This is a genomic window from Paenibacillus sp. Z6-24 (assembly GCF_054161335.1).
Genome location: NZ_CP096398.1, coordinates 3,927,697 through 3,947,076, shown reverse-complemented (window position 1 = coordinate 3,947,076; position 19,380 = coordinate 3,927,697). Strand labels below are relative to the sequence as shown.

11 protein-coding genes are annotated in these 19,380 nt (G+C 52.2%); 8 read left to right on the top strand and 3 right to left on the bottom strand.

What is annotated here, in order from left to right; translation table 11 throughout:
• Positions 1 to 321: 321 nt before the first annotated feature.
• Positions 322 to 2,064: a sigma-54 interaction domain-containing protein gene (locus M1D61_RS17160; RefSeq protein WP_458119833.1), complete on the top strand. Its 1,743-nt coding sequence runs from the start codon at positions 322 to 324 to the stop codon at positions 2,062 to 2,064.
• A 109-nt stretch (positions 2,065 to 2,173) separates the two neighbouring features.
• Here M1D61_RS17160 and M1D61_RS17155 read toward each other — a convergent pair whose 3' ends face one another.
• Entirely contained in the window at positions 2,174 to 3,088 is a 915-nt protein-coding gene (locus M1D61_RS17155; protein WP_458119832.1) for a proline dehydrogenase family protein, read from the bottom strand.
• Between the two features lie 633 nt (positions 3,089 to 3,721).
• On the opposite strand from M1D61_RS17155, the gene M1D61_RS17150 reads away from it, so the two are divergent.
• Positions 3,722 to 4,945: a nitrate/nitrite transporter gene (locus M1D61_RS17150; protein WP_458119831.1), complete on the top strand. Its 1,224-nt coding sequence runs from the start codon at positions 3,722 to 3,724 to the stop codon at positions 4,943 to 4,945.
• Positions 4,946 to 5,170: 225 nt separating this feature from the next.
• Here M1D61_RS17150 and M1D61_RS17145 read toward each other — a convergent pair whose 3' ends face one another.
• Positions 5,171 to 6,718 carry a methyl-accepting chemotaxis protein gene (locus tag M1D61_RS17145; RefSeq protein ID WP_458119830.1) on the bottom strand — a complete coding sequence of 516 codons (1,548 nt, stop codon included), beginning with the start codon at positions 6,716 to 6,718 and terminating at the stop codon, positions 5,171 to 5,173.
• A gap of 321 nt (positions 6,719 to 7,039) precedes the next feature.
• On the opposite strand from M1D61_RS17145, the gene M1D61_RS17140 reads away from it, so the two are divergent.
• The 6 genes from M1D61_RS17140 (at position 7,040) to M1D61_RS17115 (ending at position 18,168) form a co-directional block, all read left to right on the top strand.
• The gene (locus M1D61_RS17140) at positions 7,040 to 8,275 is read left to right on the top strand and encodes an aminopeptidase (RefSeq protein ID WP_458119829.1); all 1,236 of its coding nucleotides are present in this window, start codon (positions 7,040 to 7,042) and stop codon (positions 8,273 to 8,275) included.
• A gap of 377 nt (positions 8,276 to 8,652) precedes the next feature.
• Entirely contained in the window at positions 8,653 to 10,962 is a 2,310-nt protein-coding gene (locus tag M1D61_RS17135) for a glycoside hydrolase family 3 N-terminal domain-containing protein (protein WP_458119828.1), read from the top strand.
• 207 nt (positions 10,963 to 11,169) lie between these two features.
• Positions 11,170 to 14,868, top strand: coding sequence for an alpha-mannosidase (locus tag M1D61_RS17130; protein ID WP_458119827.1), 3,699 nt, complete (start codon positions 11,170 to 11,172; stop codon positions 14,866 to 14,868).
• On the top strand, positions 14,865 to 16,229 hold the full coding sequence (locus M1D61_RS17125) for a glycoside hydrolase family 125 protein (RefSeq protein WP_458119826.1): 1,365 nt from the start codon (positions 14,865 to 14,867) through the stop codon (positions 16,227 to 16,229). Before M1D61_RS17130 ends, M1D61_RS17125 begins: the two co-directional genes overlap by 4 nt.
• Positions 16,222 to 17,640 (top strand): alpha-L-fucosidase, encoded by a 1,419-nt coding sequence (locus M1D61_RS17120; RefSeq protein ID WP_458119825.1) that lies wholly within the window; start codon positions 16,222 to 16,224, stop codon positions 17,638 to 17,640. The genes M1D61_RS17125 and M1D61_RS17120 overlap by 8 nt, the downstream gene beginning before the upstream one ends.
• 99 nt (positions 17,641 to 17,739) lie before the next feature.
• Entirely contained in the window at positions 17,740 to 18,168 is a 429-nt protein-coding gene (locus M1D61_RS17115) for a DivIVA domain-containing protein (RefSeq protein ID WP_046213153.1), read from the top strand.
• A 282-nt stretch (positions 18,169 to 18,450) separates the two neighbouring features.
• Here the strand turns inward: M1D61_RS17115 and M1D61_RS17110 are convergent, their stop codons facing one another.
• On the bottom strand, positions 18,451 to 19,338 hold the full coding sequence (locus M1D61_RS17110) for a TetR/AcrR family transcriptional regulator (protein ID WP_458119824.1): 888 nt from the start codon (positions 19,336 to 19,338) through the stop codon (positions 18,451 to 18,453).
• Between the last annotated feature and the right edge of the window lie 42 nt (positions 19,339 to 19,380).

The following is a 19,380-nucleotide window of genomic DNA, read 5'->3' as shown; positions in this document are numbered from 1 at the left end:
TTTGTGTATAATTTGAACAAAATTATTTATTTACATGTTTAATAATGAACAAATTGCCTGTGAGAATAAGCAGAATGTTTACAAATTTAATAATTCTATTAAATCCAATAAATATTATTTATCCCTGGTTGTCTATTATGCGAGTACTGTAGGAAGTGAATCGATCTGCTGTCTGGAATGCCTGTTGTTTAAAATTCATTTTGGAGTGAATCAATTTGCTTGTTGATTTACTGACAGGGAATAGGAAATCGGTAAGACGGTTGTCAGTAGAGGGGCGGACATGTTAAATTGTTACTAAATTACATGGAGTGAGAGATTATCATGTTCAATAATGAACAATTACAATTAAACGAAAATATAACTGAGCTGTCCGCCCGGGAAGATGCTCAAAAGATCGCACAATTGCTGCATCAGGGTCAGGCAGTATATATATCGCATCAACAGCAGGCTTATCTGTTTACCGATGACGATCTGCCGTTCTGGCAGCAGGCAGCGGACAAGATTGAGCGATCACTGGATCGGTATGCCCCTTCACCTGTCGTCAAAAAGGAAGCTGTTGATCCAGTCGGAACATGGGTGGAGCGATTGCCATCGTCGCTCAGCCGCCCGGTTGTGTTTGTTCAGCCGGATGGAGATCCTGCAGGGTTTCTCAGTCCAGGCGAGCTGCTGAGACAGCTGCACCGCCAGAAAAGCAAAGCCGAGATGTATCTGAACGGACTGCTCGATACCGTGACCGATGCGGTAACAGCCGTCGATCAGGATGGGACCGTTATTTGCTGGAATGAGGCAGCCGCACAGATATACAGCATTCCGCATGAGCGCATTATGGGGCAGACGATCGGAGAGCATTTTGATCCGGAATCGATCATGTTGCTGCGCGTGCTGGATGAAGGACGCAAAGTGCGTAACATGTACCACAAATCCTCCGAAGGCACCCATGTGCTGATCAACGCTTCTCCGGTGCTTGATCCGGCAGGCCGTGTCGTGGGCGGGCTGGCTTCCGAGCAGGATATTACCCATCTGGTCAAATTGAACAAAGAGCTGTCCCATGCCCAGGCAAGCATCCTCGATACGATGCCCCGCCGCAGCGATCCGTTTACTCTCATGGATGGACAGAGTCACAGCATCAGCAAAGTCGTCCGTATCGGCAAAAAGATCGCCGAGCTGAACACGCCGGCACTGTTGTACGGCGAAGCGGGTTCCGGCAAGGAGCAGCTCGCCCGGGCGATTCATCTGGCTGGCGCTCATGCAGAGTCGCCATTTCTGTCCCTGAACTGCGGCGCGGTGCCGCCTGGTATGCTGGATAGTGAATTGTTCGGATTTATCGGCGGTACGTATTCCGGTCAGGATATTCAGGAAGCCGGCAAGCTGGAGCAGGCGGGAGACGGTACTCTCTTCCTCAACGAGATCGACAAACTGCCGCCGGATATGCAGAATAAGTTATACCGTGCGATCAAGACGCGTTCGTTCCGTCGGTATGGAGGGCAGGAGGATATCCCGCTGCATGCGCGCATTATCGCTGCCACGCGGACCGCATTGGATCAGCGGGTGGCGGATCAGCAGTTCAGCTCCGAGCTCTATTACGCGCTGGGTGTCGTGACGATTACGGTTCCTCCGCTGCGCGAACGCAGGGAAGATCTGTCGATCCTGGTGCATATGTATCTGCGCGAATTTGCGGTGCATTACCAGAAGCCGGTGCCGCGTGTAGCACCGGAAGTGATGCTGGCCTTTGCCCGTTATGACTGGCCGGGCAATATTGCCGAATTGCGAGCGGTCATCGAGCGCTGCGTGATCCTGAGTGAAGGCGATTCCCTGCTGCTGGAGCATCTGCCGGAGCATTTGCAGGGCGATCAGCCGCCTTTATTCAGCCGGGAAAAGGAAGACCTTCCCGCTGCCGAACTAGCTGCTTCCCCGGGTCTCAAAGCCCGTGTCACCGAGGAAGAGGAAAAGCAGCGCATTGAAGAAGCAATGCGAAAAGCCGCAGGCAACAAAAGTATCGCCGCCCGGATGCTGGGCATCTCCAGAGGCACGTTGTACAACAAAATGACCAAGCACCAGCTGTAAAAGGCTGCTATCAACCGCAATGGGCTGCGCATGCGCAGTCAGCTGTGAACATGGCAAACATCAGGCTTGTCTGAAGGGCGTTATCGCTCACAGGCAAGCCTGTTGGGGGTTAGCGGAACAGATTTTTGAGTACAAACCATACATTGGCGGGGCGCTCAGCCAGGCGGCGCATATTGTAGCCAAACCAGTCCCGTCCATAAGGCACGTACACCCGGACTTTGTAACCGTCCTGTACGAGCCGCTTCTGCAAATCTTCGCAGATGCCGTACAGCATCTGGAACTCAAACTGCTGGAGCGGAATATCCTGACGGACCACTTCTTCGCGTACATAACGGACGATTGCCTCATCATGGGTAGCGATGGCGGTATAGTTGCCGTTGGCCAGATGCTGGCTGATAATTTTGCGGTAATTGCTGTCGACATCTTCCTTGGCTGGAAATGCGACGGATGAAGGTTCCTTGTATGCGCCTTTGACCAATCGCAGGTTGGCGCGATATTCATTCAAATCCTCGATATCCTGGCTCGTGCGGTACAAATACGCCTGCAGCACAATTCCTACATTGTCAAACTGCTTACGCAGTTCGCGGTAGATATCAATCGACATCTGGCAGTGGGCATAATCCTCCATATCGATACGGACAAAGTTGCCGTAGCTGCGGGCGCGCTCCAGAATGGTCGTCATATTGTTGATACAGAGCTGGCGGTCAATATCAAGTCCGAGTGAAGTCATTTTGAGAGACAGGTTGGACTGTACCCCGCTGCGGGAGATGGCATCCAGCGTCTGCAGACACATCTGGGTCGACTCCATCGCTTCTTCGCGTGTAGAGATAAATTCGCCGAGATGATCCAGTGTTGCCAGCCGGCCATCCTGATTGAGTCTGCGCACCGCTTGCACCGCTTCCTCAATCGTGACCCCGGCGACAAAACGTCTCGCGCCAAAGCGCAAACCATACTTTTTAGCCATTTTATTGGCGGAAGGATTCTTGGCCAGTGACTGAAACAAATTGCGAAGCACGGTCTCCATGCTACCCCTCTTTTCATGAGAACTGGTTGAATATGTAATTATTCTAATCAATGCAGCATGGAATGTATATACAAAACGTATATTTTTGTACAATATATTTTTAATATTAGCTAATATTCAGATATATTGTTCAATAATGAACAATAGAAGAGACAGGGAATGGAGTAATGAGAATGATGTAAAGAGAAAAAGAGCCATGACGATAGCAGGAACATCAAAAGCAGCAACTGCCTTTGACAAAGGATGATTTTGGTTGCAAAAGTGATCAAGTTGGAGGGAGAAATCAAACGATGAATAGTAGACAGTTTGCTATTAATAGTCAAGACATATCTTTGTCGATCCGAATACCCAATAAATTAATGTAAAATAAAATAACATATCAGTTTATTTAAATTTAATTTTGTTAATATAATTGACATATGGGAAATATATTCTTATAATTTGAAACAAATTCACTATCCGGTGATCCATAAGTTTACATACCCAAGCACAATGCTGTGCTGAATGCAGGCAATGAAGCCGCAATTTTGTTCTTTTATTCAAAGGACGAGTTGCGGCTTTTTGCGTGGACTTATGAAAAAGAGAGTGATCCCGGGTATCACAACCATTACTGATTACAGAGGAGCGAGAGCTATGGAGAGCAAAAGTTTCTGGCAGAGCGGGCATAAGCCTACGTTATTTGGTTCTTTTTTATACTTTGATATCAGCTTTATGATCTGGGGATTGATCGGCCCGCTCAGTGTAGTCATTGCCCAGGATTATCCGATGGACCCTGTGCAAAAGGCGCAGCTGGTTGCTCTGCCGGTATTGGGCGGATCGATTCTGCGGCTGCTGCTTGGTTTTCTGTCTGATTATATCGGTCCCAAGCTGACCGCTCAGCTGGGCATGATCGTTACACTGGTGCCGCTCTATCTGGGCTGGCAGTGGGTGCAGTCGCTGGATCAGCTGTATGTGGTTGCCCTGCTGCTCGGCATTGCCGGTGCTTCCTTTGCTGCAGCACTGCCGCTGGCGAGCCAGTGGTATCCCAAGGAACACCAGGGGCTGGCGATGGGCATCGCTGGCGCCGGCAACAGTGGTACGGTGCTGGCGACATTGTTTGCCAACCGTCTGGCCCAGTCTTTTGGCAGCTGGGAAGTCGTATTTGGTATCGCCATGATCCCGATTGTGATCGTATTTATCTACTTTAGTATTTTCGCCAAAAATAGTCCCGAGCGTCCGGCACCGAAAAAGCTATCCCAGTACGCCTCGGTACTGAGCCAGCGGGATGCATGGGTGTTCTGTGCCTTTTATTGTGTGACCTTTGGCGGTTTTGTCGGTCTGGCTAACTATTTGACCATTTTCTTCAATACCCAGTATGGACTGTCAGCGGTACATGCGGCTGATATTACGACGATCTGTGTTATTGCGGGCAGCTTTTTTCGTCCGGTCGGCGGTTATCTGGCGGACAAGATCGGCGGCACCCGGATGCTGATGTATCTGTATACCGGTGCCGGAGCGATGCTGCTGTGTGTTTCTTTCCTGCCGCCACTGCCGGTCGTGGTCGTACTGCTGTTTGCCGGCATGATGTGCCTGGGAGCGGGCAATGGATCGGTATTCCAGCTTGTGCCGCAGCGTTTTGGCAATGAGATCGGTCTGGTAACGGGAATCGTCGGTGCTGCCGGTGGGCTGGGCGGTTATGCACTGCCGCTTATTCTCGGTAATCTGTACCAGTCGGCAGGATCGTATACACCGGGTTTTATCGTCCTGGGGATTATCGCATTCTGTTCACTCGTACTGCTCGTCGTGATGCAGACCCGGTGGCGGGGCAGCTGGCTGCGCAGTGCAGCCATTGGTGAATCGGCACGTCAGGCGGGATAATGATGCAATGATATGAATGATATAAATGATATGCAGGATTGAGGCGGAGAACTATCGTATTTGCTACAGTCTGAATACAGGTCATGATTCTAATGCGAAAAAGGCTGATGTTTCTTCTCGAATGAAGAAATATCAGCCTTTTAGGTATTGTGGATAATCGAGATATCATCGCTTCAGGTTGAGGCAAAGCTGTCTGATGGGGCAATTAAAGCTTTTATTATCCTGTTACTTTTTGGAAGAGTCTTTGTTGCTGAAATTCCGTACCAGTTCATTCAACTGATCACCCATCTGGTGCAGCTGTTGTGCTGCATCGTTAACCGAGTGGCTGTGCTGCAGCTGTTCTTCAATCGTCGCGCCTACCGATTGCTGGCTGATAACGGCCTCTTCGATCATCCGGGTAACATAGTGGGTCGCTTCGTTAACCGTCCGAGTATGCTCATTCAGTTCAGTAGTACGTGAAGTAATATTGCTGACATGTTGGCCGGTGATTTCAGCAGATTCCAAAATCTGATCAAATGTTACAGAAGTCTGGTGGGTATCAGCCAGGGTCTCCTGCATTTTTGACGTCCCGCGTTCGGAGGTTTGCAGAGCAGCTCCGGTAGAGCGAGTGAATTGATGAATGATGGAAGACATCATTTTCAGGGCGTCGGCTGTTTCGATAGAGAGCTTTTTCACCTGCTGGGCGACGACACCAAAGCTCTGTCCATGTTCACCGGCACGTGCTGCTTCAATAGAAGCATTCAGGGCCAGCAGATTGGTCTCTTCAGCGAGATGGGCAATAATCTCGATAAAGCGCGAGATTTCATTGGCATGATCGTTAATATTGTGGATACCGGCAGCCATTTCATTGACATCCTGCTGCAATGCTTCGATCCGGGCAGTGATATGAGTGAGCGATTCACGACCGTTTTTGGCTTTGCCAATCGACATCAGAGAGGCATCATGGAGCTGTTCCAGAGAACCGGTAATCTCATGAATAACGGCTGTAATCTGATCGAGCTTTTGTTCACTTCCTTTTTGGGAAGGCAGCAGTTCTGTAGTAGCCCGTTGACTGATCGTTTGAACAGAAGTGGCGATCTCTTCGGATAGTGCCACCAGAGACTGCGAGTTTCTCTGTAAGGAAGAAGAAGATTGTTCCATATATTGTCCGCTCTGCTGCAGCTGGATGACAGCAGTCTCATTCAGGGCTTCCGACTGCTGTTTCTTGGCTTCCAATGCTTGCGTGGAGCGCTGTTTGGCAATGATGAGCAGCATGGCTGCGCCGCTCGTAAGCAGCAGGAAGACCGCATGGATAAGCAGCAGAGAGAAAGAGTACTCATGCTGACCGCAGATCAATACCGGGAACAGGAAGAATCCAGCCAGATGATGTACGGCGAAAATAACAGTCGTGAGCAGTACCAGTGCCAGTGAATCATAAAAGACGACAAATGCGACGACCATAAATACAGAGAAGTGATATTCTACCAGTCCGTCTCCAGCTGCGATGAGCGCGATACTGCCCAGCGTAAGAATCAATGTATTCATTATAGGGAGATAGGAATGCTGAGAACTGCGGCTAAATAAAAGAAGGGAGCTGATGAGCAGCAGCAGAGGAACAGCCAGCAGGATATAGCGGACAACATCCACTGAGGATCCTGTAGCAGCTGATTGTGTATGAGCTGCTGTCATCAGGTCAGGAATAAGACTGGTATATTGGTGAAGAGCGAATACGATAAACGATAAAGCGACAGTAACAAAACACAGTATATTCATTACTTTGTTTTTTTCATACATGGTTGACGACGCTCCTTTGGATGTACGGTAAATATCATTGTTCAATTGGATCATGCTAATAGTGTAGGTTGCAGAATAAAGGAGTATAATAAATAAAATCTGTATTATCTATATGATTAAATTCATCGCATTCTTGCTTTTTTTAATGAATTATAAACTTAGTTGCTTAACTTACCACTATTAAAATATTTGTCGGAATTTGTTACAATTTAGTTTATAGGCATTCGGAGAAAATACAGACTTTGTTGGTACGAAACTTAAATTTTGCGAATTTATGTAAAACCAACGGATTACATAAGTTATGAAAAGGAGCTGAGCACAATGAATTCATTTACAACCATGCTGCAAAAATATGCTGAACTGGTCATCCAGGTAGGCGTGAACATCCAGCCGGGCCAGGTGCTGATTGTCAATGCACCACTGGAGACGGCGGAACTGACAAGATTGATCGTAGCCAAAGCCTACGATGCCGGTGCCAAATATGTAATTGTCGACTGGGATGATGAGCAGGTGACCCGCATCCGTTATGAGCATGCGGCGGATGATACATTTGAATACTATCCACAGTGGCATGCCGAGATGATGGAGAAGTTTGCCGAAGAGGGCGGAGCGATTCTGCGCATCAAGGTGCCCAATCCGGAGCTGTTTAACGGCATTGATTCGTGGAAAGTATCCGCTTCTGTCAAAGCGACCGCAATCGCCAATGAGAAGTACAGCGTCTACACGCGCAACAGCCGCATCAGCTGGTCGCTGACCAAGGCGCCAACGGCTGCCTGGGCAAACAAAGTATATGCCGATCTGCCGGAAGAAGAGCGTATTCCGGCGATGTGGGAAGCGATCTTCATGATGAACCGGGTGACAGTGGATAATGATCCGGTCGCTGCGTGGCGCGAGCATATTGAACATTTACGCCAGGGCAAAAATCTGCTCAATGGCAAAAAGTACAAAAGCCTGCATTACCGCGCTCCGGGAACCGATCTGCATGTGCAGCTGCCGGAAGGTCATATCTGGCGCAGCGGCGGCGGGGAGAACGAAGCGGGTACCTATTTTGTCGCCAATATGCCAACCGAGGAAGTGTACTCGATGCCGCACCGTACCGGCGTCAATGGTACCGTGAAGAGCACGATGCCGCTCAATCTGAACGGTCGTCTGGTTGATGGCATTACGCTGACTTTCCAGGATGGCAAAGTGGTGGAATATGATGCGGAATCCGGGCGCGAGTATCTGACCGATCTGCTGGCTACCGATGAAGGAGCTTCCTATCTCGGCGAGATTGCACTCGTTCCGCATGATTCGCCAATCTCCAGACTGAACCGTATTTTCTACAACACCGGTATTGATGAGAATGCATCCTGTCACTTTGCACTGGGCAGCGCCTATCCGACCAATATCGAAGATGGTACCCGGCTGAGCAAGGAAGAACTGGTACAGCGCGGTGCCAATGTCAGTCTGACGCACGTGGACTTTATGGTTGGCTCGGCAGAGCTGGATATTGACGGTGAACTGCCGGACGGCACGATTGAGCCGGTGTTCCGTCAGGGCAACTGGGCGTTCTGATTATTTGCAGCTATTCGGTGTATTCATTTTGTTATAAGCATCACGATCAGGCGGGATCATCGTATCCCGTCTTTTTTTGTTGTACATGGAGGTGCCTTTTCTTCAGGTCGATAAATTTGGCTGAAATCAGCATCTAACAGGGTATATGTGATACTGCTTTTTTATTTGAAGAGAAATAATGAAGATTTAAATAATTTTTTATGACATAAAGTAAAACTTTTAATCATTTATAGACAGGTATCCCTTCATCAAAGCAGAAGTACTAACACAACACCATTGCCAAACCTCCAATAAATCAGACATTCTTTGCCAAAAGCCGACACGGCCAGTTCACTTCAGTCATGATCTCAACCAACGAGTAAAGGGTGATTACCATCATGATCTACAAAGACGCTTCCTATCCGCTGCAGGAGAGGGTACAGGATTTGTTGTCACGAATGACCAGGGAAGAAAAGGTAGGGCAGCTGGTGCAGATATTCGGCTGGCAGACCTTTGACCGAAATGAAGACGGTACGATTACGCTGACCGATCCATTTCGGCAGCAGATTGCTGAAGGCCGTGTAGGTGCGCTGTATGCGGCGCTGCGGGCAGACCCGTGGACCGAAGTCACACTGGAGACGGGATTGTCTCCGCGTGAAGGAGCAGCCGCGCTGAATGAGATTCAAAAATATGTCCTCGAACACTCCCGGCTCGGCATTCCGCTGATGTTTGGCGAGGAATGCTCGCATGGACATATGGCGATCGGCGCTACTGTTTATCCGGTGCCGCTGCTGGCGGCGAGTACGTGGAATACGGAACTGTATGAAGCGATGTGCCATGCGGTTGCGATCGAGACGCGCAGCCAGGGCGGAGTGGCTACCTATTCGCCTGTGCTGGATATCGTACGCGATCCGCGCTGGGGACGGACCGAGGAGACATATGGCGAAGATCCGTATCTGGCGGGAGAGCTGGCGGCGGCTGCCGTGCGAGGCCTGCAAGGCCGCGGGCTGGATGCGCCGGACAGTGTGATCGCTACGCTCAAGCATTTTGCAGGCTATGGGGCTTCGGAGGGCGGACGCAATGCAGCGCCTGTACATATGGGAATGAAGGAACTGAACGAGATCGATCTGCTGCCGTTCCGCAAAGCGGTGGAGGCGGGAGCGGTATCCGTCATGACCGCTTATAACGAAATCGACGGTGTGCCATGCACATCGAGTGAATATTTGCTGGAAGACGTGCTGCGCAAACAGTGGGGCTTCAGAGGCTTCGTGATCACGGATGCCAGTGCGATGAATATGCTCGTGCACGGCTACAATATTGTTGAGAACGGCGAGCAGGCGACTGCTCTGGCACTCAGGGCAGGCATCGATCTGGAGATGTCTGGTGCCATGTTCAGCCGGTATCTGGATTCGGCACTGGAGCAGGGAATAGCCGATGAAGCTCATCTGGACCAGGCGGTTCGCCGTCTGCTGGAGATCAAGTTCCGGCTCGGCCTGTTCGATCATCCGTATGTGGACCCGGACCAGGCTGTCCGTCTGATTCATTCGGAGGAGCATATCCAGTTGGCCCGTGAGGTTGCCCGTCAGGGCATTATTTTACTGAAAAATAAAGAGAATGCGCTTCCACTTCATCCTGCCTCATCTGGCAAAGTCGCCGTGATCGGTCCCAATGCCAATACGCCGTACAACCAGCTGGGCGATTATACTTCCCCGCAGCCGGACGGCAAAGTGATTACCGTACTGGAAGGCATCCGTCAGCATCTGGCCGCCCGGGGAATGGAGGAGAAGCTACTGTATGCACCCGGCTGCCGGGTCAGGGACGAGTCGCGGGAAGGCTTTGACTATGCGCTGGAAGTGGCCGGGCAGGCAGAGACGGTCATCCTCGTACTCGGTGGATCAAGTGCACGGGACTTTGGCGAGGGAACGGTCGATCTGCGTACCGGTCAGTCGCTGGTGCATGATTCCGGCGGAGCGAGCGAGATGGAGAGTGGGGAAGGCATTGACCGGGTCGATCTGCATCTGACCGGTGTACAGCTGGAGCTGTGTCAGGCTATTCATGCACTCGGCAGGAAGTTGGTCGTCATTTACATTAATGGCCGTCCGGTCGCCGAGCCATGGATCGATGAACATGCAGATGCCATTATTGAAGCCTGGTATCCGGGACAGGAAGGTGGCCATGCGCTGGCCGAGATTCTGTACGGCGACGTGAATCCTTCGGGACGTCTGACCATCTCCGTGCCCCGTCATGTCGGCCAGCTGCCGGTCTACTACAACGGCAAGCGGACACGGGGCAAGCGCTATCTGGAAATGGATCTGCAGCCCGCCTATCCGTTTGGTTATGGGCTGAGCTATACGACCTTTACCTATGGTGATCCGTTGGTAACGCCGCAGACGATCCGGGCAGATGAATCGGCACAGGTCACGGTGAGCATCACCAACACTGGCAGCCGGGCAGGCTGGGAAGTGGCTCAGCTGTACCTTACCGATCTGGTATCTTCGGTGACCCGCCCGGAAAAGGAGCTCAAAGGCTTCCGCAAAATATGGCTGGAGCCGGGTGAGAGCGGCACGGTTACCTTTACCCTGACGCCCGAACATCTGGAACTTGTAACCGCCCGGCTGGATCGTGTGATCGAACCTGGCGAATTCTCCTTGCAGATCGGCAGCAGCTCGGTAGAGGGTCTTACCGCTGTACTGACAGTCACGCCGTGACCAGGTAATCCGGCTCCGGCTTGGAAGATCACCAAGTGGGAAAGCCCAAAAATCGAACGCCGGAAATGGCTGTCCGTTTTCCCGTCTGCTGCTCCTGTCATTGTATCCACTGTCTGCCAATATGGACGCATCCCCTTATTATAGAAGTCTACCGCTCAAGGATCTGCACACAATCCAAGCAGTTTTGCTCAAGGAGGCCCAATCACCATGCATCGAATGGAACGATTTGTAAAGCATCTTGCCGGACGACAATGGCTGGAACAGATAGGCTTGACGGACTGGACGATTGAAGAAGTACGCTATATTACCGCCGGACGCTATGAGACGCTGTCGCCCCGCCGTCAGAGCGACATGACGCTGCAGGGCAAGCATGGCATTACCTATCTGCTGGAAGCAAAGGGTGCTCTGCCGGCGTCCTGGTCGGAACACCCGGCCGGGCTGCTGTTCAGCGCTGGCGGAGGGGAAGGACTGCTCCGTATCAATGGAGAGTTCTACCACGGACTGGATCGAAATCATACCTTTGTGCCGCTGCGTCCGGAGCATGCCGGACAGACAATCCAGCTGGGGATTGAATTGTATGATCCAATTCCCGAACCTCATGATCCACTGAATGGACAGCCGGAAAAGGTAATGCCATTGACCGGATTTACCGCAAGTCTGGTCAGTGTCAATGCCGGTTTGCGCAGCCTGGGATGCAGCCTGCGTCTGCTGCTGGATGCGGTTCGCCGTCTGCCGGAGGGGGAAATGCGCCGGATGCGCATTCAGGAAGCACTGGAACAGTGCATGACTGCAGCCTACGAACTGCCGGAAGATTCCTGGCAAATGGAAGAACCATGGCTTCAGCTGGAAGAGCTGCTGCGTGAACAGGTTGGTCCGTACGCTTCAACTGAGGAATACAATGGACGCATGATCATGGTCGGTCAGTCGCATATCGATATCGCCTGGCTGTGGCCGATCCGCGAGACGGTGCGCAAGACGAGTCGGACGTTCTCGACGATGTGTACGCTGCTGGAGCAGTATCCGGAGTTCATTTATACCCAGAGCCAGCCGCAGCTGTTTGCCTATGTGAAGGATCATTATCCCGATCTGTATGCCAAAGTAAAAGCCTACATCGCCGAAGGACGCTGGGAGCTGGTCGGCGGCATGTGGGTGGAGCCGGATCTGAACATCCCGAGCGGTGAATCGCTGGCCCGGCAGCTGCTCTATGGACAGCGCTTTTACCGGGAGGAGTTCGGGGTGACCTCGACGATCGAGTGGCTGCCGGATACGTTTGGTTATGCGGCGTCCCTGCCCCAGCTGCTGCGGCAGGCGGGCATTGATTATTTTATGACGACCAAGCTGAACTGGAATGATACGAACATTTTCCCGTACGATCTGTTCCAGTGGGTCGGCATTGACGGGACGCCCGTGCTGTCCTATCTGAACCACGGGGTCAATGAATCGACAAGTGTCAAAGATATCGACGAACACTGGCGATCCTACCGGCAAAAAGACATCCATCCCGAGCAGATGCTGCTGTACGGTCACGGAGATGGAGGAGGCGGCGTCACCCTCGATATGGTGGAGTACGTGCAGCACTCGGAGATGATGATCGGTCAGCCGCAGACCGCATTCGGGACAGCCAGGGAATTTTTTGACCATACTATGGAAAAGGCAGACGAGCTGCCGATCTGGCGCGGTGATCTGTATCTGGAACTTCACCGCGGCACCTATACGACCCAGGCATGGAACAAGCGTTATAACCGTAAGGCGGAAGCATTATACCGGGAAGCGGAAATCTGGGAGCGGCTCGCAGCGATGCAGCTGAACCGTTCCAGCCTGCCTGCACAGCAGAGCGATACAGCCGGGGAGAACAGGGAAGAAGCAATCCCGGCTCCATCCCTGTCCCGGCCTATGGATTCTTTGTCCGGTCAGGATGCAGATCCATCCGGCACAGCCCCTGTCCCTGCCGATTATTCGGTCAGTCCATTGATCTGGAACAACAGCCGTGAGTCGGCAGGAGCGGTCATTACTGCTGAACGGTTCAAGCAGGGCTGGATCGGCATTATGCTCAATCAGTTCCATGATATTGTGCCGGGTTCGGCAATTACCGAGGTATACGATACATCAGAAGTGGAATACGAGGAGATTCTGCGGATCGGTCAGGGGGCGTTGGATCAGGCGCTGGATGTATGGATGGATGTGCTGGATCTGTCCGGCGAAGGCACTGCCTGTGTGGTGTTCAATAGTCTGGGCTGGGAGCGCGGCGAATGGCTGGAGATCGAGGGAGGCGATGAGCTGCAGGGAATAGCCGTCTATGATCAGGACGGACAGCAGCTGCGCAGTGATATCGTACCGCTGGAAATGACAGAGCCGCCAGCAGAGGCTGCTGCACCGCCGCTGCGGTTCACTGCTGCCCGCAAGCGCCTGCCCGGTCTCGTTCCGCTCACAGCTCCGTCTGGAGCGAATGGACGGGCGTCCGGGTCCGGCCAGGCAGCAGATGGAGAGTCGGCAGAACGCCAACCATCCCGTAGGCCGGAAAAGGAACAAGGAACCGAAGCTGCCTATCTGCTTCGAGTATACGTTCCGTCCATTCCCGCTTTTGGCTGCCGGGTGCTCCGGCTTCGTCCGCAGCAGGGCGACATGGCGGACCCATTGGCAGCAAGCGTGGATGTTGCAGGTGAATATGAGCATGAAGATGATGTGAGACATCCGGCAGATATCATGCTCGGCGGTGCCATACCACCGGTCTGGGAGACTTCGCTATACCGAATTGGCTTTAATGAGCGGGGCGAGATTCATTCCCTGTATGATCTGCGGTATGAGCGGGAGCTGATTCAAGCAGGGCATACCGGCAATGCTTTTGGTTATTATCATGATCGTCCGACGCTGTGGGATGCGTGGGATATTGATCCGCTGTTCGCCCGGCAGCCAGCCGGCAAGGCGCAGCTGTTATTTTCCAGAGTCATTATGCATGGTCATACCGGGGATATTCTGCGATTCGGCTGGCAGATCGGACAGTCGGAGATTACCCAGGATATATATCTGTATAATGATCACCCGCGCATCGACTTCAAGACCCGGGTACAGTGGCAGGAAAGTCATAAGCTGCTCAAAGTGAATTTCCCGGTCGATATGGTAGCATCCTCCGCCACCTACGAGATTCCATTTGGCGCACTGGAGCGGACGATGAACAGCAATACATCGTGGGAACAGGCCCAGTTCGAAGTATGCGGGCACCGCTGGGCGGATATCTCCGAGGGCGACTATGGTGTCAGCCTGCTGAATGATTGCAAGTACGGCTATGATATCAAAAACGGGCATATGCGCCTGTCCCTGCTGCGTGCGTCCAAGTGGCCGGATGAGCAGGCGGATCAGGGAGATCATGAATTTACGTATTCCCTGCTGCCGCATGATGGCAATTGGCGGCAGGCCCATATCGTGCGTGCGGCCATGGAGCTTAACCAGCCCGCACATTACCGATTTGCCGATGATCATACGGCAAAGGCAGAAGGTCTTGAGCCGGCAGGAGGTTCACTGCTGAATTATGAAGGTGGTCATATTATTCTGGAGACGATCAAGCCAGCCGAGGATGGGGACGGTACCACTATGCGGCTCTATGAATCCTCCGGCAGCCGCGGCACAGCGCAGATCAGTTGGCCTGTGTTAAATGGAAAAAGTGAAACAAACCAAGCCGTTAACGATGTTTATTCCCGCCCAGGCAGCAGTCCTGGAGCAGGGGAACATGGTAGTGCCGAACATCACCATATCATCCCAACTGAAGCATCTTCCGGCGATCAGGTCGTGCTGACCAATCTGCTGGAAGATGAGCTGGAGAGCATCCCTGTCACCGATGGTCGTATCACATTGTCCTTCCGTCCCTACGAAATTAAAACGCTGAAATGGAAGCGAGGTACCCTGTCATGAAACATGAGCTGGAAACTCTGAAAATGTCCGCGTTTGAACTACCGCCTGCTGTCCGTGAAGTGCTGGCCGAGGCAGAGCAGCGGCTGTGTCATCGTCCACGGCTGGCCCGGCAGTTCCGTAACTGCTTTCCCAATACATTGGAGACGACGACCAAGCTGCTGGATGATGGGACGACTTTTGTTATTACCGGTGATATTCCGGCGCTCTGGCTGCGCGATTCAGTGGAGCAGCTGATGCATTATGTGCCGCTCTGTGCCGAGGATAAGCAGCTGCAGCGCATCATCAGCGGATTGATCCGCCGTCATATGCTGTACCTGTCAATTGATCCTTATGCCAATGCCTTTAACGAGACGGCCAATGACTGGCACTGGGACCCGGCAGACGAGACGGACATGGGACCATGGGTATGGGAGCGCAAGTTTGAGCTGGATTCGCTTTGTTTTACCGTCCGGCTGGCTTATCATTACTGGAAAACGAGCGGCAGCACCGATATTTTTGATGCCGGATTCAAGCAGGGGCTGCGTAGCATCTATGAGCTGTGGCGGACCGAGCAGCGGCATATGGAGGAGTCGCCGTACCGGTTCACCCGGTGGAACTGTCCACCGATTGATACGATCCGCAATCAGGGGCTCGGAATGCCGGTCGGCTATACCGGAATGATCTGGTCCGGCTTCCGTCCGAGCGATGATGCCTGCGAGCTGCATTACAATATCCCGTCCAATATGTTTGCCGTTGTCTGTCTGCAGCAGATGCAGGAGATGGTGCGGGTAGTCTACCGCGATCTGGCTTTCTGTGAGGAACTCGCCCGGATGGAGGAGGAAGTGCAGCATGGGATCGAATTGTACGGGATTTATCGTCATCCGGTGCATGGACCGATCTATGCGTATGAGACGGATGGCTATGGCAACCATTGTCTGATGGACGATGCGGGGACACCGAGCTTGCTATCGATGCCTTATCTCGGGTATTGTGCAGTGGATGATCCGATGTATTTGCGCACCCGGCGCTTTATTCTCAGTACAGAGAACCCGTTTTATTTCTCGGGGCAGGCAGCCAGCGGTATGGGCAGTCCGCATACCCCGCCGGATTATGTTTGGCCGATGGGATTATCCATGCAGGGCCTGACGGCGAGTACGGATGAGGAGATGCTGGCGATGATCGATATGCTGGAAGCGACCGATGCAGGGACCGGTTATATGCACGAGGGCTTCCACGCCGATGATCCGGCGATATTTACAAGACCATGGTTCGCCTGGTCCAATAGTCTGTTCTCCCGGCTCGTCTATGTAACGATGCAAAAAGGTCTGTTGGATGAGGTTGTCTCTTCATCGCCGCAGACAGGAGGTGCAGTCCATGAGTGATCCATCCGTTAACCCGCAGCAGCCTGAAGAAACGGCAGCAGAGATCGAGAGCGGTGTGCATAACTACAGCAGTGAAGACAGCTGGGTACAGCCGGACAATCCGTATCTGCTGGAACGGCTGGACTGGTTCAGGGACCAGAAGCTGGGGCTGATGATGCACTGGGGACCGTATTCGCAGCTGGGCATCGTCGAATCATGGGCACTCAGCGATGACGATGCAGATTGGTCCAGAGAAGGCATCGACTGGCAGCCGGATGCAGAGAAGCTGAAGCGGGAATATTTTGATCTGAACAAGACATTCAATCCGCTCCGCTTCCAGCCGGAGGAATGGGCCGATCTGGCACTGGAAGGTGGGTTCCGCTATCTGAACTTTACGACCAAGCATCATGACGGATTCTGCATGTGGAATACCGGTACAACCGACTACCGGATTACCGGGCCGGATACGCCATTTCATCGTCATCGGTATGCGGATATTACGGGTCATCTGTTTGAGGCTTTTCGGGAAAGGGGGCTTGCGATCTCGGCCTACTTTTCCAAAGCGGACTGGCATACTCCCTATTACTGGGCCAAAGGCATGGAGCGCGGCAGCACCTGGCGCGGTCCCAGCTACGATCCGCATGAGTATCCCGGACTGTGGGAACAATTTGTTCAATTCACCCATGAGCAGATGATGGAGCTGCTGACCCGGTATGGACGGATCGATGTGCTGTGGCTGGATGCCGGCTGGGTCCGACCGGGCAAAGGCGGACAGGATATCCGGCTGGAGGAAGTCGTCGAACGGGCCAGAAAAACGCAGCCCTGGCTGCTGGCGGCCGACCGTACTGTAGGAGGACCATATGAGAATATCGTAACGCCCGAACAGACCGTCCCGGCCGAGCCGATGTCGATTCCATGGGAAAGCTGTGTGACGATGGGGACTTCTTTTTCGTTCCGGTATGAAGATAAGTACAAGTCTGTGCGCGAGCTGGTGCATCTGCTGCTGGAGATTGTCTCCAAGGGAGGCAATCTGGCACTCAATGTCGGCCCCCAGCCGGACGGACGCTTGCCAGAGGGCGCAATCGAGCGAATCCGGGGACTGGGTGCATGGCTGAATGTATACGGCGAAGCGATATATGAAACCCGCAGCATAGCGCCTGCTTTTACCGGCGAGTGGGCATTCACAGCCAAGCTGGCAGAGGGAGTCGTCTATGCAGCCTACCTGTACCCTGAGGAGACAGGGGAGGTGCCGGCGACTCTGCATATTCCCTATGACGGGGACATTGTCAGTCTGGATTTGCTCGGAGAGACGGTCGTGCAGGGACTGTCCTTTACCGATTATCCGGACGGAATCAATGCGGTACTGCCGGACGAAGCCCGGGCAGGCGGTATGACGCCGATCGCCCACGTGTTCCGGCTGGTGCTCCGCTGAGATTGTTTTGCGGACTTTATTTTCCCTTACCTGTTCTTTATGGTACATTTATAGACAGATAAAGTACTTGTGCGAACAGGGATGAGGGGAATGATGAACATGGCTGTAGATGAGAATTATCAGCGCAAGCTGGAGGACCAGAAGCGGTTATTCAAGCAGCTGGGGATCAAGTTTGATGCTTTGACGATTCATGAAAAGGATTTTACGACCAAGATGAGAGGATACTCGCAGGAAGAAGTGGATTTCTTTCTGGATGATGTCATCCTCGACTATGAGCGCTTTTACAAGATCATTACGGATCTGCTCGATAAATACAATGAGCTTCAACGCCGTCAAACGTATGAAAAAGAGCGTGTTATGGCAGAGAAGGAACGCATCCATGAAGAAAAGGAACGCGCCTTTGCCAGAGCTCAGGCACTGGAGAACGGTGTGGATAAGAGCGTGGTGACCGAAGCGATCCTCAGTCTGGAACGCACGATTGCCCAGATGCGTGCCCGCCTGCAGGAAGACCGTTCGGATAAATACTGAATACCGGTGCAAGGCGGCACTTCCACTGCGGATGGCATGGAACTGCACATAGAGTCTTAAGCTGCAGATGTCGGCATTGCTGCTGTGCGCAGTATATCAGTGTATTCCAAAAGAAAGCTGTATTCCTCTAAGGGAATACAGCTTTTTGGCGTATCACATCGGATTTCATGTGAGATAGATGTTGGATAGGTGAATGGTGTCCAATATGCCCGGCGGTCTGTTTATCGACGATGCGGTCCGACGACAGACGTTATGCATTGGCCTCCTGCCGACTACTGGCGATCAGACAGCCAGTATTTTCTTCAATCTGGCGCAGTCTTCTGCAAATACAGGCTGTTGCTCCAGAAACTGCAGCATTGCCTTGATCAGTCCGGAGCGGAGGCGTTCAGCGGTAATCTCCTGCTCCAGAGTGGATAAAACCTGCCAGGTTTCTTCTTTTTCCTCATCCGGCAGATGAAGATGATGCAGACTGCGCTTGAGACTGAGCAGCAGTTCGTGAATCATGATTCCTTTGAAAACCGGGCTGTCCTGAATGTCCTGCTGTCCGATCTGCATTTCCTGGCAGTTCCAGATCGGCTTGTATCCATGATCGAACATGCTCGCAGCCATCCAGTCGACCATTCTCGCCAGGTAGCCGGAGAGTTCGGATTGATCGAGATTCGATTTGACACCGATAACCGGAAGGAACATATACTGCATGAGCAGTCCGCGAATCAGGAAAATGATATCGTACACATAAGGTTTGACCTTGTCGCCGTATATATCCACCAGACAATCGGTGCTCCATTGATTCAGGCGAAACTCCAGTCGCAGGCATTCCTCCAGCAGCTTTTCATTTTGCAGAATACTTTTATCATGCACGGACATCATGACCGAGTGAATTTTGCTTTCGAGGGTGCTTTCCATATGCACCTGAATAAATCTGGCGATTTTCTGCAGCGGCTCTACCTCTGCAGAAGCATAAAAACGGAAAATATGTTCTTCCACAATCTGCGAATGTGCTTTTACCGTCGCGATCAGGACATCTTCCTTGCTCTGAAAAAACTTGTAAAAAGAAGCTTTGGCCATTCCGCTTTCTTTGGCGATTTCGTCAACAGATGTTGCCGTATATCCTTTTTCGGAAAAAAGTCGAACCGCTGCCTCGATGATGTCTTCTTCTTTGCTTTTCAAGGGCGCTTCTCCTTTCACATATAATAAGCCTGTAAAATACAG